The 15,689-nt window shown below is 62.4% G+C and carries 12 protein-coding genes and 1 pseudogene; 5 read left to right on the top strand and 8 right to left on the bottom strand.

The window, feature by feature from the left end; genetic code table 11:
- The first annotated feature begins 409 nt into the window (after positions 1-409).
- The 3 genes and pseudogenes from QMK17_RS14750 (at position 410) to QMK17_RS14760 (ending at position 4,362) form a co-directional block, all read left to right on the top strand.
- Positions 410-1,408 (top strand): annotated as a pseudogene (locus QMK17_RS14750) (TDT family transporter).
- 119 nt (positions 1,409-1,527) lie between these two features.
- On the top strand, positions 1,528-2,307 hold the full coding sequence (locus QMK17_RS14755) for a putative protein N(5)-glutamine methyltransferase (RefSeq protein WP_283510021.1): 780 nt from the start codon (positions 1,528-1,530) through the stop codon (positions 2,305-2,307).
- Positions 2,308-2,400: 93 nt separating this feature from the next.
- Complete coding sequence (locus QMK17_RS14760; protein ID WP_283510022.1) at positions 2,401-4,362, top strand: ABC transporter ATP-binding protein; 1,962 nt, start codon at positions 2,401-2,403, stop codon at positions 4,360-4,362.
- On the opposite strand, the gene QMK17_RS14765 is transcribed toward QMK17_RS14760, so the two are convergent.
- The 3 genes from QMK17_RS14765 to QMK17_RS14775 all read right to left on the bottom strand — a co-directional run bounded on the left by QMK17_RS14765 (position 4,278) and on the right by QMK17_RS14775 (position 9,182).
- A complete protein-coding gene (locus QMK17_RS14765) occupies positions 4,278-5,393 on the bottom strand; it encodes an ABC transporter substrate-binding protein (RefSeq protein ID WP_283510023.1) in 1,116 nt (371 codons plus the stop codon). The two genes, QMK17_RS14760 and QMK17_RS14765, sit on opposite strands and share 85 nt — an antisense overlap.
- 103 nt (positions 5,394-5,496) lie before the next feature.
- Positions 5,497-6,711, bottom strand: coding sequence for a lipase family protein (locus tag QMK17_RS14770; RefSeq protein ID WP_283510024.1), 1,215 nt, complete (start codon positions 6,709-6,711; stop codon positions 5,497-5,499).
- A 173-nt stretch (positions 6,712-6,884) separates the two neighbouring features.
- Positions 6,885-9,182 (bottom strand): ATP-dependent DNA ligase, encoded by a 2,298-nt coding sequence (locus tag QMK17_RS14775; protein ID WP_283510025.1) that lies wholly within the window; start codon positions 9,180-9,182, stop codon positions 6,885-6,887.
- Positions 9,183-9,241: 59 nt separating this feature from the next.
- Between QMK17_RS14775 and QMK17_RS14780 the strand changes: the two genes are divergently transcribed.
- Positions 9,242-9,670, top strand: coding sequence for a type II toxin-antitoxin system Rv0910 family toxin (locus tag QMK17_RS14780; protein ID WP_283510026.1), 429 nt, complete (start codon positions 9,242-9,244; stop codon positions 9,668-9,670).
- 49 nt (positions 9,671-9,719) lie between these two features.
- On the opposite strand, the gene QMK17_RS14785 is transcribed toward QMK17_RS14780, so the two are convergent.
- Entirely contained in the window at positions 9,720-10,112 is a 393-nt protein-coding gene (locus tag QMK17_RS14785) for a hypothetical protein (RefSeq protein ID WP_283510027.1), read from the bottom strand.
- A 19-nt stretch (positions 10,113-10,131) separates the two neighbouring features.
- The gene (locus tag QMK17_RS14790) at positions 10,132-10,512 is read right to left on the bottom strand and encodes a hypothetical protein (RefSeq protein ID WP_283510028.1); all 381 of its coding nucleotides are present in this window, start codon (positions 10,510-10,512) and stop codon (positions 10,132-10,134) included.
- Positions 10,513-10,693: 181 nt separating this feature from the next.
- Here QMK17_RS14790 and QMK17_RS14795 point away from each other — a divergent pair, with 181 nt between their 5' ends.
- Positions 10,694-10,855 (top strand): hypothetical protein, encoded by a 162-nt coding sequence (locus QMK17_RS14795; protein WP_336620152.1) that lies wholly within the window; start codon positions 10,694-10,696, stop codon positions 10,853-10,855.
- Positions 10,856-10,895: 40 nt separating this feature from the next.
- Here the strand turns inward: QMK17_RS14795 and QMK17_RS14800 are convergent, their stop codons facing one another.
- Genes QMK17_RS14800 through QMK17_RS14810 form a run of 3 tightly spaced genes read right to left on the bottom strand, consistent with a single transcriptional unit; the run spans position 10,896 to position 15,650 of the window.
- Positions 10,896-11,906, bottom strand: a complete 1,011-nt coding sequence (locus QMK17_RS14800) for an adenylate/guanylate cyclase domain-containing protein (RefSeq protein WP_283510029.1) — start codon at positions 11,904-11,906, stop codon at positions 10,896-10,898.
- Positions 11,899-13,326, bottom strand: a complete 1,428-nt coding sequence (locus tag QMK17_RS14805; protein WP_283510030.1) for an HAD-IB family hydrolase — start codon at positions 13,324-13,326, stop codon at positions 11,899-11,901. The genes QMK17_RS14800 and QMK17_RS14805 overlap by 8 nt, the downstream gene beginning before the upstream one ends.
- A complete protein-coding gene (locus tag QMK17_RS14810; protein ID WP_283510031.1) occupies positions 13,326-15,650 on the bottom strand; it encodes a glycerol-3-phosphate 1-O-acyltransferase in 2,325 nt (774 codons plus the stop codon). Before QMK17_RS14810 ends, QMK17_RS14805 begins: the two co-directional genes overlap by 1 nt.
- Positions 15,651-15,689: the final 39 nt, after the last annotated feature.

A 15,689-nucleotide genomic window follows, 5' to 3' on the forward strand; every position in this document is an offset into this window, starting at 1 on the left:
TCCATTTCTGCTGCCATCCGGATTTCGGTGAGCTCGTGCAGTTCGTGGATGACGGTTGCGGCGGTGATGTTCTCGGCGCGGCGGGCGTCGGCGAGGCGTGCGAGTGATTCCGAGGCGGCAGCGTCTGGCTCGGATCGAATGTGTGCGGAGCCCCCCGGCTGTTCCATACGGACAACAGTAGTCGAACGTATGTTCGAGTACAAGTCCTGGCACGGAATATCTCGACACAAAATGCCACCAATTATGTTCTACTTCAACCACACTCGTAGATCAGTCGATTGACGATGAAAAGCAGAGACCGGTAGGCCCCTCGATTCCGAAACGCCATGACCAGACCACAGTAGTTCTGGACTCCGCCGCTCCGGCGCACAGTCACCGGTTCCTGGAGGCCCTCGATCGTCCAGGCCAACTGCTCGAACACCTCACGCCCAACTGGTTCGCATCCGTCATGGGCACCGGAATCGTCGCCAATGCAGCCGCCACACTTCCACTGCACGTCGTGGGACTACGGGTGTGTGCGACGATCATCTGGGTGATCGCGTCGATCGCCCTCATCGCGGTGTCGTTTGCCTTCTCCGCTCACTGATTGCTGCACCGCGCCAACGCGCGCCGATACGCCGAACATCCGGTGGCATCGCTCTTCTACGTCGGCGACGGCCCTGCTCTGTGGATCGCGGCCGTTCTGTGGACGATAGGCACCGGGCTCGGACTCGCAACCTGTGTATGGATCCCGCGCCGGATGATCACGGCAGGCGATCATCGAAACGCCGCGCCGCTGCCTGCACGGTTGATGCCCGTAGTCCCTCCGATGGTGTCGGCGTCCACCGGTGCGTTGCTGGCGCCCCACATTGCAAGCATCGAACTCCGGCTCTTGTTTCTCAGGAGCTGCTACGTGCTGTTCGCGATCAGCCTGACCCTCGGAGCGATCGCCCTTGCGATGATCTGCCGTCACCTGCTTCGCGGCGGAACTCCTCCGCTGCAGGCTGTCCCCACCGTCCGGATCACCCTCGGACTTGTCGGCCAATCGATCACCGCGGCCAACTTGCTCGCAGTCGACGCGGGATCGGTTTTCACCGGTGCACATGCAGGCATCGCTGCCGATCTTGTTGCTTTTGGTATCGCCTACGGTGCGTCCGCTGGGCTCTTCGGTGTAGTGATGTTCGCGGCCGCGACAACTCTCACTGTCCGCGCTGTCCGTCAGGGATTGACCTTCTCGCTCACCTGGTGGAGCTTCACGTGGCCCGTGGGGACTTGCGTGACCGGTGCGACGGCTCTCGGAACCGCGCTCGGCTGGGGCGTGCTCCATGCACTCGCCGTCTGCCAGTACGCGCTGCTGGTCACGGCATGGGCCATGGCTGCAACTCGGACCATGCACGGTTCGATCAGCGGACGGATCTTCGCGCCGTGAGTTAGAGTCGGGAAGAAGAGACACACAGGAGGTGACACCCATGAACGTTACTTGTACGTGGGCGCGCCTCCCTGCCGAATAGGAGAGCGCCTCAGGCGTCCCGAAAGGCACTGGTGCACATGAATCCACCTACGAATCCCTCGTGTATCGACACCGTGAACACCCTCCGCGAGGCCGGGTGTGTCTACGCGGAGATCGAAGCACAGCTTTTGTCCGACGCCTTTCACGGCGACGAACTCGACGCAATGGTCTGCCGACGAGTCTCAGGAACCCCGCTCGAGCAACTTCTCGGCTGGGCCGAGTTCTGCGGACTACGTATTCTCGTCGCACCCGGTGTGTTCGTTCCGCGACGGCGGACCGAACTCCTGGTACACCAGGCTGCCGCCCGAAATCCACACACCGTCGTCGATATCTGTTGTGGTTCAGGGGCCGTCGGAACCGCTCTGGCGAACATCGTCGATGGACTCGACCTGCATGCCGCCGACATCGACCCGGTAGCCGTGCTCTGCGCCCGGCGCAACGTCGAACCGGTCGGCGGGCAAGTCCACGAGGGTGATCTGTATTCGACTCTCCCGCAGCATCTCCGGAGTAACGTCGACGTTATCGTTGCCAACGCGCCTTACGTGCCGACCAGCGCAATCGGTTCGATGCCGCCCGAGGCGCGCGATCACGAGCCGATGGTAGCGCTCGATGGTGGCGCGGACGGTCTCGACGTTCACCGTCGCATCGTCGTCGACGCTCGCGTTTGGCTCGCCGAGGGTGGGTGCCTTCTGGTCGAGACCAGTGTTCGTCAAGCCGAACACACGGCAGCCATCTTCGCCGACGCCGGATTCGACCCGACGGTGGTTCACTCCGAGGAACTCGACGGAACGGTGGTTGTCGGTGAGATCCATCGGTGAATCTCCAGTCCGGCCGCAACGATCCTGACCCCGCGCTCGATCTCGACCCCCGCTCTTGACCTCTACTACTGTCGAGGTTCTACCGACTTGGGTATGAGCATGGAATCCACGGCGTGGAATCAGATGTATCGGACGATGAACGCATCGTCCCAGAAGACCCAGTTCTCGACGGTCACAGCACGGCGAATTTTCCAGTTCGCCCGCCCTCACCGCCGCAAACTGGGGGCCTTCCTGGCGCTCAGCGTCGTGCTGGCGGTGCTCGCCGTGGCAACGCCGGTCCTCGCCGGTCGCGTCGTCAATGCGATCGTCGACGGCGATGCTTTCGGGACGGTCCTGCGACTGTCGCTGCTGATCGCTTCGATCGCGATCGTCGACGCGGTGTTCGGGCTCGTCAACCGGTGGCTGTCGTCGAACATCGGTGAAGCGCTCATTCTGGATCTACGCACTGCCGTGTTCGATCACGTGCAACGGATGCCCATTGCGTTCTTCACCAGAACCCGCACCGGGGCGCTCGTCAGCAGGCTGAACAACGATGTGATCGGTGCCCAACGCGCCTTCAGCGATACCTTGTCCGGCGTTGTCAGCAACCTTGTCACCCTGTTGCTGACGCTGGTCGTGATGGTCGGGATCTCCTGGCAGGTCACGCTCCTTGCCTTGGTTCTGCTGCCGGTATTCGTGATCCCGGCGAGGCGCATGGGGCGTAGGCTCGCGCGCCTGCAACGTGAAGCAGCCGAACACAATTCCGCGATGAGCACGCAGATGACCGAGAGGTTCTCGGCTCCCGGCGCGACGCTCGTCAAACTGTTCGGCCAGCCCGACGTCGAGTCGAAGGAGTTTGCGCTGCGCGCGTCTCGCGTCCGCGACATCGGTGTGCGAAGCGCGATGGTGCAGACGGTGTTCGTGACGGCCTTGACGCTCGTCTCCGCGCTCGCGCTCGCCGTGGTTTACGGGCTCGGAGGCTTCTACGCACTTCGGGGCCAGTTGGATCCGGGTTCGGTTGTGACGCTGTCACTTCTGCTGGTCCGCCTCTACTCGCCGCTGACCGCGCTGGCGAGCGCTCGTGTCGAGGTGATGAGCGCTCTGGTGAGCTTCGAGCGTGTCTTCGAGGTGCTCGATCTGGTCCCGCTCATTCAGGACAAGCCCGACGCCGTCGACCTGTTGGACGGGCCCGTGTCGGTCGAACTTCGCGATGTGCGATTCGCGTATCCGTCGGCGGACAAGGTGTCGCTCGCCTCGCTCGAAGAGGTTGCGGCGTTGGACTCGCGGGGTGGTGAGGAAGTGCTGCACGGTGTTTCGTTCCGGGCCGAACCCGGGCAGATGGTGGCACTCGTCGGTACGTCGGGGGCGGGAAAGTCGACCATCGCGCAGCTGATCGCTCGGCTGTACGACGTCGACAGTGGTGCGGTGCTGCTCGCGGGTGCGAACGTGAAAGACCTGACGGCGCAGTCCATCCGCACACGAGTGGGAATGGTGACCCAGGACGGACACCTGTTCCACGAGACCGTTCGCGCGAACATTGTCCTCCCGCGGCCCGATGCGAGCGACGAGGAAGTGTGGGACGCGCTGCGGCGTGCGCGACTGAGCGACCTGATTGCTTCGCTCCCCGACGGACTGGCGACCGTTGTGGGAGAACGCGGATATCGGCTGTCCGGCGGTGAGCGGCAGCGGCTGACGATCGCCCGATTGTTGATCGCTCGCCCTCGAGTGGTGATTCTGGACGAGGCGACGGCGTCGCTCGACTCGACGTCCGAAGCAGCGGTGCAGGCGGCATTGAGCGAGGCGCTCGAAGGAAAGACCTCGATCGTCATCGCTCACCGGTTGTCGACGATCAGAGCCGCCGATGTGATCCTCGTCGTCGAAGGAGGGAACATCGTCGAACGCGGAAATCACGAGGAGCTCCTCGCGGCGGGAGGCCGCTACGAGGAACTCCATCGGACACAGTTCTCTACCGAGAATTCAACCGACAGTGCTCACGCTGCGGGAGCGGGAACCACCGTGGCCGGATCGTTGTCGGTCGCGGCGGCCAACAACGGTGCGAATCCGTCGATCGCGTAGTTCAGCGAGAGCGGACTCGAGTAACCGAGGGCAGACGGCAGATCCTCGCTGAACGAGCCGATGTAGACCGTCCGGTCCTCGGCTACAACAGGAAGTTGGGCGAACAGGGGATTGCTGTTCAGCTGCACGCGGTCCTGACCGGCGATGACGAGAACATCGGTGTCGCGCTGGGTGAGGCCCTCGGGGCCGATCGTTTCGCTTGCCTCGGGGATGTCGAAGCCGAGGTCGGTGAAGAACAGCGCGCGAATGTCGTCTTTGCCCAGCAAGAGGTAGCTGCCGTCGGCCATCACGAAGGCGAGGGTCAACGACTTACCCGCGAACTGGGGATTCGCGGTCTGAGTCGTCTCGAACTTCTGCTCGAGCTTGGCAGTCTGGTCCACTGCTTCCTGCTCCTTGCCCAGAGCCTTCCCGATCACGTCGAATTCCTGCTGCCACGTAGCTGCAGGCACGTCCCCGTATCCGCCGATGTCGGCGATGGTGGGAGCCATTGCGGACAACTGGTCGTACTGGCCCTGCTCGATGAAGGAGTACGGGCCGAGAATCAGGTCCGGACCAGCCTGAGCAATCTGCTCGAGGTTGAGTTCGTCGGTGCCGACCTCGGGGATCTCGGTGCCCCCGAGAGCCTCTTGGGCCCACGGGCGTTGGCGGTAGTCGTAACTCAGGTTGCCGCGAGTGGCGACCGGCTTCACCCCGAGGGCAAGGGCGAAGTCCTGCTCGTTGAACCCGATAGTAACGACGCGAGACGGTTCGCTCTCGATCGTCGTCTCGCCGAAGCTGTGGGAGATCGTCACCGGAAGGCTCCCGGACGTCTCGGAGTTACTGGATGACTCGGAATTATTGGATGACTCGGTGGTATTGGACGAGCTGTCGTCCGACGAGCATCCTGCGACCAGGGCGAAGGCCGCGACTCCCGCGGCGACCTTGAAAGCGGTGACTCTGAAAGCGGTGACTCTGAAAGCGGTGACTCTGAAAGCGGTGACTCTGAAAGCGGTGACTCTGAAAGCGGCGGCCTTGAAAACATTGGAATGCACTGCACGACTCCTCGCGTATTCAACTATTGCGAGGTTAGCCTAACCGAGCTTTGTGGTAATCAAACCCTCAAGGCCCGGTTAGGAAGTATTCAAGCGTGTAAGCTCAGCAGTTGCTCGGGGCAGGTGCTCCCGAGAAGCGAGCGTCGATCCATTCGAGCGCCTGCGGTAGGCCGAGGACCGCTGCGGTGAGGTGGTCGTTGCTCGGCACCAGCAGTTCGGTCACCTTTACGCCCGCCGCGCAGTACCGGCCGACGGTATTGGTGATGGACGAGACCGGGATGAGCCCATCGGTGGGGCTGTGCCACTCGAAGTACGGTGCCTTCGGAACTCCCGGATACAGCTCGACGCTGTTCTCGTTGACCGCGGTGATCATCTCAGGGCTGTTTATCAGGTCGGTGGTGTTGGCCACCATCATCGCGCTCTTACCGGCGCCGGCAGAGATGATGTCGTTGGTGCAGCCGTCCTTCACTTGCGCCGCCATCTGCTGGCCGAGCGGGTTGAGCTGCGCGCTGATCGGGATTCGTGTGGGGTACTCCCGCTCGAGTCCGAGCGCGGCCGCGAAGGCGAGTCCGAACACGGGGTGAGGCGCGAAACCGAGATCGCGTGCCATGCGCTCGAGGTTCATCGGCGCTCCGCCCGTAGCGCTACCGACGATGTTCAGTTCGGGGGCGTAATCGTTCTGCAGCGCAGCCGCCCACGCCGTTGCCATACCGCCACCGGAGTAGCCGGCGAGGGCGACGGGGCTCTGCTGGACCTGCAGTGGATCGAAACGTTGGCTCGCGCGAATGCTGTCGAGAACGATCTGACCGCCGAGTTTGGCGGCACCGTATGCGCTGTTCGGTCCGAGATGGTCGGCGATGTTCACGGTCCAGCCGCGCCGCAAAGCAACGTTGAGGGCCGGAGCCTCGCGGATCATCAGGTTCGGATCTTGCGTCCAAAGGGCTTGCGAAGGAGCACATTCGAGACCGAGCGCATTGATGATGTGCTGGTACGAGAGAAGTGGGCCGTTCGGGACCTTGTTCTTCGGCGACATCACCGTGGTGACCGCGGCGATGGGATCGCCTGCGGAATTGGTGGAACGGAAGCGAAGCTGCCAGACGTCGATGTCGAAGAAGCCGGGAGGCGGAGGCATCGGCCTGCTCGAGATGATGTCACCGGGATTTTTGGCTTCCAGATCCGGCACCTGCGCATAGAAGATGTCCGAGATCGGTGTCGGTTCCAGGGGATTCGCCGCTGCCGGACTCCCTGCGATCAAGGTCGAACACGCGAGGGCTACTGCCGTCAACCCTGCAGCGCTCGCTAGTTTGGATACGCGCATCACGTCAAACCCCTCCCGAGTAAAGCTCATTGATGTGGAGCGAAACGCATCTCATCCACCCTAATGAACGCGGTGCACGAAATCAGATCGGCTCTTCGCGCTCCCCCCGGAACGATGCCCATACTGTACGTAGGCAGTGACTTTAGGGCAACCGGTGGACAGGCCGCCAGTGACTAGGGATTGCTCTCGAGCACCACGTCGTTCGGTTGTTTGTCGTCACGCATACCCCGCCAGCTCGGGTGTCTCAAGTGCATCGAATCCGTCCATTCGTAGAACCGGACTTCGCCGACAAGGACGGGTGTGACCCATACCGCATCACTGCGATCGGCCGCCGGGAGTGTCTCGGCGAAAGGCGAATTCACGGTGTGAAGCGGCGCCAAGATGTCACGCAACTTGTCGAGTTCATAGTCGCTGAATCCAGTACCGACGCGACCGAGATACCGGAGGCCGTCAGGTCCGGGCGCGCCGACCAGGAGTGAGCCCAGTCCGCCGCTGCGGCGACCGCGGCCCCGACGCCAGCCGCCGATGACGACCTCCTGGATCCGCCAGTTCTTGGTCTTCACCCAGGTGTGCGCCCGTCGACCCGGTTGGTAGACGGAGTCCACACGCTTGGCGACGACGCCCTCCCAACCCCGTTCGACGCTCGTGGCGAGCGCCTCGGACGCCGTGCCGGTGAGTTGCTCGGGAACCAGAACCGAGTCAAGGCCCGTCGTCAACAGTTCGAGTAGCCGTCGTCGATCGGCGTATTTCTTCTTAACCAGCGAGGTGCCGTCGAGGTGAAGAAGATCGAAGGCGATGAAGCGAACATCTTTGCCGGAGCTGCCCTGCAACAGTTCGAAGCTGGTGAGACCTTCGGAGTCGAAGACCACTGCCTCGCCGTCGAGTATTGCCTCGTGGTCTGCCAGATCCTCGGCCAGTGCGGAGAATGCGCTGAAACGCTGAGTCAGGTCTTTGCCGGTGCGGGATTCGAGTTTCATGTCGCCGCGGGAGAAACGAGCGATGACACGGAACCCGTCCCACTTCCCCTCGAAGGCCCATTCGCCGTCGGGAAGATCAGTGATATCGCCTGCCGTCGCCAGCATCGGTGCAACATTTTTGGGGAGTTCACTCTTGTGAAGGACGCTGCTCGGCTTCTGTTCGGCAGGTGACTGTTCTTTCATCAAATGCATCAACCATTGATCGCCTTGTGTCTTGATCAGGGCGAACCGGCCTTTCGCTTTTGCACCGTCGAGGACCACGATGACTTCGTTCTCACGCCATTTCTCGAGCTCGTAGGTCCCCGAATCCCAGATGATTACCTCTCCGCCGCCGTACTCGCCTTGGGGGATGGTGCCCTCGAAGGTCGCGTAACCGAGTGGATGGTCTTCGGTGTGTACCGCGAGCCGGTTCTGACCGGGATCGTCGGGAATGTTCTTCGGCACTGCCCAGGAGACCAAAACACCGTCGTGTTCGAGACGGAAGTCGTAGTGCAACCTCCGCGCGTGGTGTTCCTGGATGACGAAGGTGTCGTCGTTCCCGTTCGGCTCGGCGGCGGCCGGAATGGGCTCGGGCGTTTTCTTCGCGCTGCGCTTGTTCCTGTAAGTAGTGAGCTTGTCGGGTTCCGATAGCTCGAGAGCGGGATCCAACGGGGCCAACAGATTGCCTTGGTCTTGATAGCGCTCGAGAACCTCCTCGAACCGCAGCTGTGTCAGTCCCGATTCCTCGAGCTCGTCCCAGGATCGCGGAGCCGCAACGGTCGGGGTGTGGCGGCCGCGCATCGAGTACGGGGCGACCGTCGTCTTCTTTCCGTTGTTCTGCGACCAGTCGACGAAGACCCTGCCGGTCCGCTTCGCCTTCGCCATCGTTGCCGTGATGCGGTCCGGTGAGCGCTCCTCGAGCAAGGTTGCAACGCGCTTGGCAACGGTCGATGCCCCCGATGTGGTCAGGGGCTTGTCCAGCGGCACGTAAAGGTGGATGCCCTTGCTTCCGCTCGTGACCGGGAACGCCGTGAACCCGATCTCGGCGATCATGTCTCTGATCTCGCAGGCGACTTCGGCGCAGCGATCGAGGTCGACGTCGTCGCCGGGGTCGAGATCGAACACCATCCTCGTCGCCGGACCTGGGTCTTGGCCGTCGAAGCGCCACTGCGGGACGTGCGCCTCGATCGCCGCTTGCTGACCGAGCCACGCAAGGTCCGCGACCGAGGAGAACAGCGGATATGTCACCACCCGATCGGAATGCTGCATGTCGCGACGATCGAGCCAGTCCGGCGCCGACGACGCCAGATTTTTTTCGAAGAACGACGACTTCTCGGTGCCGTTCGGCCACCGTTTTCGCGTCACGGCGCGGCCTGCCATGTGCGGGAGCATCGCGGGAGCGATCGTGGTGTAGTACTCGATGACCTGGCTCTTCGTGGTGCCGGTCTCGGGGAACAGAACCTTGTTCAGGTTGGTGACCGAGACCTTCCGGCCGCCGATGTCGAGCGTCGCCATTGCACAAGGCTAAATGCACCGACGTTTAGCCGCGTGGGCATTGTGTCAAGCTCGAAGGTATGGCAACGATCAGAGTCTCCGTGGACATGCCCGAGGATCCGCAGGGCGCATGGGACAAAGCAGCGGCACTGGATCGCTTCGACGAATGGATGACGATCCACGGCGGGTGGTGCAGCCCGCCGCCGAAGGAACTCGGCGTAGGCACCGAAGTGGAGTCGCTGGTGAAGGTCAAAGGCTTCAAGAACACGATCCAGTGGACGTTCACCGAGTTCAAGGAACCCGAGCTCATCGAGATGTCCGGCCACGGGAAAGGCGGGATCAAAATCTCGCTGACCATCAACGTTCGCGAGCGGAAAGGTGGCTCGCAGCTGACGCTCGACGCCTACTTCGGCGGCGGCGTGCTCTTCGGCCCGGTCGGCAAAGTTGTCGCGAAAGCGCTCGACGCGGACGTCAAGCAATCGGTGGCGAACTTGGCGGCGCTTCGCTAGGCGCTACGCGCAGGTGCGCGGAAATACTTCCCCTGGGACGTATTTCCGCTCACATACGGCGAAGCCTCCTCATCCACCACAGCCCGGCGATCGGGAGCACGACGGGGATGAAGACGTACCCCTGACCGAAGTGAGACCAGACCGTCGCTTCGGGGAAATCGTCGGGCTCGATATAGCTGAGAGCGCCGATGGCGAGCACACCGATGAGCTCGATGACGCAGGAGATCGTCACCACCCGACGCGACGCCTCGGTGGCGCGAGCGAGTCCGATGGTCGCAATTATGTAGACCACCGCGGCCAACGCGGACAGGATGTACGCGAGTGGGGCGTCGTCGAAACGCGTCGTCAGCTGCACCAGCGAGCGAGACGTGGCCGCTACCGCGAACACCGCATAGACCGCGATGAGAAAACGCCCGAACCCGGTGCGGGTAGCTTGTTTCATGGCGTCTTGTCGCGAACTGTCAGGCATATCCGGCCCATATCTGGCTCAGGCGCAGCACCATGGCCGCGAGAGTGACGACGGCGACGAGCAGAACTGCCGTGCCGCCGCGGGAACGATCGCCGAGCGACCACCACGTGCCGATCGGAAGAAGAAGTAGGAGCCCGATCAGGTAAGCACCGAACGTCAGCCGATGAATCTCGCGGTCGCTGCTGAACATCATCACGAAGCCGACGACGGCCTGCACCAGCACGAGCGCTTCGGTCGCGGAAACAGTCCAGAACAGCGCGCGGTCTGCCCTGTTCTTCAACAACACCGGGCTGCCCACGACGAGCTTCACCAGCACCCACACGCCGACGACGAGGGACATCACGTACAACAAGCCGGTGACGGCGCCGATCATCGATTCCTCGTAACTGACCTTGGAGAGTGGTGTGGACTCTCAACAGGGTATCGAAGGCAATGAGCCGTCAATTCCGTGAGGCCTTCGAAACGCGGCGTTGTTCCGTAGGTGACCAGCAGGAAATGGATGTGGGCGCACCTCGTCGCACGGGATCTTCCGGTGCTGCGCGAAGTTTTCGGCGATGCGGTCAGTTACGCGACCGAACCCCGCAGCGATGGCAGGAAAAATCGCCGTAGCAATCGATCACGGCCACAATGCCGACGCTGGCCGAGCCCTCGCCCGTAGCCTCACCTGGGACGAGGCCGCGCGCAAACACCTCAACTTTTACAGGTCGGTGTCCTGATCGAGCATGATCTCCTGCACACATTCCGCCAGGGCTGACGCTAGTCTCTTTTGTTGCGTCGGAGCGCGTGCGGCTTGAGCTTGTGGAAGCCTCGCACCCGAACAGATCTGAGCGACTTGAGATAGAACTCGGAGTCGCTCTCGAGTTCCTCGGCCATTGTGGTGTCGACGAGAATTGTGCCGGGATGAGCCGAACTTGTCAGGCGCGCAGCGATATTGACGACCGATCCGTACAAATCCCCGTACCGGGCAAGGACAGGGCCCCATGCCAGCCCGACGCGGAGCTCGGGCATCTCCTCGTTCGCGGCGAACGCCTCCTGCAGGTCCAACGCGATGTGCGCGGCGTCCTCGGCGGTCTGTGCACTGAACATGACCTCGTCGCCGACATTTTTGATGACGGATCCGCGGCCGCGGGCGATGACGTCGCTCGCCACCGATTCGAATTCTTCGAGCAGCTGGGTGAGTTCCTCGATGCCGAGCTGTCTCGTCAGGCTCGTGTAGCCGACCATGTCCGCGAAACCGACCGCCAGAGTGCGGCTGGTGGCTTCCTCGTTGGGGTCGGCGATGGACCTGCCGGCGGTTGCAGCGAGGTGCCTGCGCCAAGTGTAGGACTGCAGGGCCTCCAGCGTCGGTACCGTCTGCGCCGCAATCTCTCTCGCGTCGCGGCGGATGGCATCGAGGTCGGCGGAGTCCTCCGTGGCGGAGACCAGGTCGTACATCCGACTGTTCACCATGCCGACCTGCCATTCGGTGAGCCTCGACATCGACTGACCGAGCGTGCGAGCGATAGCGACTTCCATCTCCGGCTTGATGATGTTCTGCTCGGAGAGGCTGGTGATCAATCGGAGAGCGTCGAGGTCGGCGTCGGTGTACACCACTGCCTCGGGATCGGTGTGTACCGGGAATCCCATCGCTATCCACAACCGCACCACGCGCTCGAGCGGAATCCCCGATTTTTCGACGATGTCCAGACGCGTGTACTTCGGTGTTCCCCCCAGGAGATTCTTTTCGATCTCCCCCTGCACAACCGAGCTGATCTGATTTTCAGGCATATCCCAGCGTTCTGTCGAAATAGGACCGGACGTCGTCGATGTAGCTGTCGATCTTGTCGGGGACCCAGCCCTCGGTCGAGATGGGCTCTCCGACGGTGACCTTCACGGTACCGGAATGCGCAGTGAAATCCTTCTTCCACATCACGTCGCCTGCATTGTGAATGACGATCGGCACGATAGGGACCTCGGCCTGCATCGCCAGGTGGAAGCCACCCTTCTTGAAGTGACCGAGCCGGGATGTCGGCATGCGCGTGCCCTCGGGAGCGATCGCGACGGACACCCCCGAGTGCAGTTTCTCGATCGCAGGCCGCATCGCCTCACGGGCCTGCGCCGGATCGCCTCGGTCGATGTAGGCGACATCGAAGATCAGCCCCAGCAGTGCGAACCGGGGGTCTCGTTCGAGTTCCCGCTTCGCGACGGCGGTGATGTCGCGACGTAGAATCGATGTGACGATAAGGGAATCAACCGAGCTCTGATGGTTGAACATGAACACCGCGGGTCGCGCCGACCACGCATTCTCGGTGCCGGTGACATCGAGCGTGATGCCGGCGATCGTCAACGCAAGATCGGGCGCAACAGTGGATGTGATGTTCGCACCGGTGCGACGACTCCGCGTCAGAAGTCCGAGACCCACACCCAGGCTTGCGCTGGCGAGCACAGCGCCGAGCGCTGCCGTGCTTCGGACCACCGACACGAGATCGGTTCCACGCTTGGGGTTTTCGAGCTCTAGGGCGGGCCAGCCCGCCTTCTTCGCGTGGCGTTTCATTTCGTCGTCGGGGTTGAGGGCGATGGGATGTCCAACTTCGTCGAGGAAGGGGACGTCCTCGCCTCCGTTGGAGTAACCGAAGCAGCCCGCGAGGTCGAGTCCCTCGCGCTCGGCGTAGTCGGCGACGGCCTTGGCCTTGCGCGGACCCCACAGCGAGTTACCGACGACCTCACCCGTCAGGACGCCGTCGACGACGACGGGTGTCGTGCACAAAAGCTCGTCGAACATCAGGTCTTCTTTGACCGGAACGGCCTGATAAGGCGTCGCCGATGTTGCTATGACCAGACGATGCCCGGCGTGGCGGTGTGCCTCGACGAGTTCGCGAGCCTGAGGATAGATCATCGGCGCGATCTCGTTCCGGAACAGGGTGTAGGCCTGTTCCATGAGGTCGTCCTCGCGCCTGCCCTCCAACCCTTTGACGGCCTTGCCCATCAGGTTGTCGACGGGTGAGTTGCGCATCCTCATCTCGACCACCGCGCTCGAAATCTCCCACAGCTCGTTGACCGTCACATCGAGCGTCTTGAGCCGTTCGAGGAATACCGCTTTCGCGGAGAAACCGTTGATGAGGGTGCCGTCGAGATCGAAGAACGCAGCGGTGTCCGGTCCGGTGGGCGCTTCGGCGATTGCGCTCAACTGATGGGACAGGTCTGTCATCAGGGCTGGTCCTCCTGCTCGTCGGTGCTGGGCACTGTGCTGGGTACGGTGAGTGGATCGACATCGTCGAGCATGTGATGTGCCATGTCGCGGATGAGCCTGGCCTTGCGCGCCCATTCGTTGATCTCGCGGGCGAAGTCTCGTCGGCGCAGCGCCAGGTTCTCGCCGGTGGGATCGACGAGGTTCCTGTTGTCCGCCAATTGTAGGGCTGTGTCGAACAATTCGGCCGAGATGGCCTCGCTGTGATCGAGCTGTTGACGCAGCCGCCGTGCTTGAGCCGCGCCGAGGCAGTGGGCGATGAAAGCTGGCTTGTCGAATTCCGCCTTCTGTGGCAGCAGCATCAGTTGGTCGGCCACCACCTGGTAGGCCTCGAGGATCGGCTGCAATACGCGGTGCGCAAGATGCAAATCCTGTGATTCCAATTGGCGTGCAGCGTAGACGGGATCGCTCAAGTTCGAACGCCAGTCCGGATCGATGAGTTCGACCTCGGCCTCCAGCCTGTGGCCGAAGTCCTCCTTGTCTCCGAAGAAGAACTCGAACTTGAGCAGGTCGCGGAGTTCGAGCGCCGCTCCCCACATCGATTCGGGAGTGGACGCCGCCGCCTGACCTTCGTTCGGCAGCACCACCAGTTCACCGATCGCGCGCATCACGAAGTAGTGAATTGCGTTGTTACGGAAGAAAGCTGCAACCAGATGCTTGTCCTGCGCCAGATAGAACACCGGCTCGGGTCCCTCGTCGAACCTTTTGACGACGCCTGCGTTCACCTGTGCTATCACCGCCGAGCGCACGACATCGACTTCACTGATGTCGACGCCACCTGCCGTCGGGAGGCCACGTCTCTTGATGTAGCGAGCGAGGGGGGAAATGATCGCCCACATCTCGTGCACGTTGAGTGCGCGGTCCTCGATGCCCAGCAATGCCATCGTCACCAGTGCGGCAGGGGTGACCGGCGTTGTGTCGTTGATGGCGTGCGAGACAGTGATGGCGACCTTCTGGACCGCGACGCGCTTGTCGTTGCTCTCGTCGACGATTGATTTGACCGAGATCGGTTCGCCGAAGGTGAGATACACGTTGCCGCGAAGCTTGCCCTGAGCGCGGATGTAGCCGATGGCCATCCGAATTCCCTCGGCCTGCTTCTGCGCACCGTGTGATTCTGCGGCCATGGCCCCGACCTCGTGTAAGCGGTCGTAGGTGATCGATGTCGGCACCAGGTAGACGTCCTCGGCGTCGCTGTTCTCCAGGGCGTCGACAAGGTAGCTCAGGAGTCCGAACCGAGGCGGGCGGAGTTTACCGGTTCGGCTTCTGCCTCCCTCGATGTACCACTCGAGGTTGAACCTCTTGCTGAGCAGAAAGCTCATGTACTGCCGGAGAGTCCACTTGTAGATCTCGTCGGAAAATTTGCGCTGGATCAACACCACGCCGCTGCGTTTGGCGATCGGGCCCAGTGGCCAGAATCCGACGTTGATGCCGCCCATCACGTGATTGAGCGGGAGACCCTCGGCCAGCAGCGCCGGACGGAGGACGAGCGGATCGAGGTAGGACCGGTGGTTCGGCAGGAACACGAGCGGATAGTTCTTGTTGAGCTCGCGGACCTTCTGAAGTTTTGTTCGGTCGACGTCCACCTTGTACGCACGTGAGAAGTACGCGCCGAGCGTTCCCCACATCTCCACGGCACGGCGGGTCTCCGTCGCGACCATCTCGTTCAGAATCTCGTGGACGCGGCGCTCGACCTCCGGGACGTCCTCGCCGACTTCTTCGGCGAGAGTCGCCATCCCGTCGTGAAATCTCTTCTGCTCCGTCATGTCCTCGACGACGAAACGCGGGATCTTGTATTCCGAGCCGATGACGTCGCGTTCGGCACGGTCGAGCGCAAGGCTGGCCTGACGACGAATGAAGGAGGACAACGAGGTGCCGCCCGCTTTGTCGAAGCGCGACTCGAGATCGCTCAGAGTGGCCGGTTCTCCAACGAGCACGGCGGAGTGATCGGGATCCTCGCCCTGCACCCAGCGCTGCCACGCCTTGGTCGGCATCGAATTTCCACGCGGTGCAAATGCCCGCCGCAGGAGGCCGCCGTGCTTCTTCTCCGACAGCGTCACGCGAAGTGGCACCAGCAGAGGATCGTCGAAGATCCCCCTGACCTGATCGGCAACCTGATGCGACGGCTCGCTCGACAACACCACCGACGGGGGCCGTTGTTGGCCGTCCGGTGTCGTCGAATCGATCCACTGGTTGAGCGCCTGCACCTCCAGCGTGGACGCGGCGTCGAGCAGATAGACCTGCTGGCTGTCGCCGGTCTCCTGCGTGCGTGCATCGACGTGGTACATCAAGACCTCCCCTTGAAAAGTACCCGAGCTACAGGTACG

Origin of the sequence: Rhodococcus sp. G-MC3, assembly GCF_030063335.1 — a bacterium.
In the GTDB taxonomy this organism is placed as follows: Bacteria; Actinomycetota; Actinomycetes; order Mycobacteriales; family Mycobacteriaceae; genus Rhodococcoides.

What these genes read in the sequence shown, in the direction of transcription:
- QMK17_RS14780 (WP_283510026.1), top strand. Translation starts at nt 9,242, where the DNA reads ATGGCAACGATCAGAGTCTCCGTGGACATGCCCGAGGATCCGCAGGGC.
- QMK17_RS14805 (WP_283510030.1), bottom strand. Translation starts at nt 13,326, where the DNA reads ATGACAGACCTGTCCCATCAGTTGAGCGCAATCGCCGAAGCGCCCACC.
- QMK17_RS14800 (WP_283510029.1), bottom strand. Translation starts at nt 11,906, where the DNA reads ATGCCTGAAAATCAGATCAGCTCGGTTGTGCAGGGGGAGATCGAAAAG.
- QMK17_RS14755 (WP_283510021.1), top strand. Translation starts at nt 1,528, where the DNA reads ATGAATCCACCTACGAATCCCTCGTGTATCGACACCGTGAACACCCTC.
- QMK17_RS14795 (WP_336620152.1), top strand. Translation starts at nt 10,694, where the DNA reads ATGCGGTCAGTTACGCGACCGAACCCCGCAGCGATGGCAGGAAAAATC.
- QMK17_RS14760 (WP_283510022.1), top strand. Translation starts at nt 2,401, where the DNA reads ATGAGCATGGAATCCACGGCGTGGAATCAGATGTATCGGACGATGAAC.
- QMK17_RS14775 (WP_283510025.1), bottom strand. Translation starts at nt 9,182, where the DNA reads ATGGCGACGCTCGACATCGGCGGCCGGAAGGTCTCGGTCACCAACCTG.
- QMK17_RS14790 (WP_283510028.1), bottom strand. Translation starts at nt 10,512, where the DNA reads ATGATCGGCGCCGTCACCGGCTTGTTGTACGTGATGTCCCTCGTCGTC.
- QMK17_RS14810 (WP_283510031.1), bottom strand. Translation starts at nt 15,650, where the DNA reads ATGTACCACGTCGATGCACGCACGCAGGAGACCGGCGACAGCCAGCAG.
- QMK17_RS14785 (WP_283510027.1), bottom strand. Translation starts at nt 10,112, where the DNA reads ATGAAACAAGCTACCCGCACCGGGTTCGGGCGTTTTCTCATCGCGGTC.
- QMK17_RS14770 (WP_283510024.1), bottom strand. Translation starts at nt 6,711, where the DNA reads ATGCGCGTATCCAAACTAGCGAGCGCTGCAGGGTTGACGGCAGTAGCC.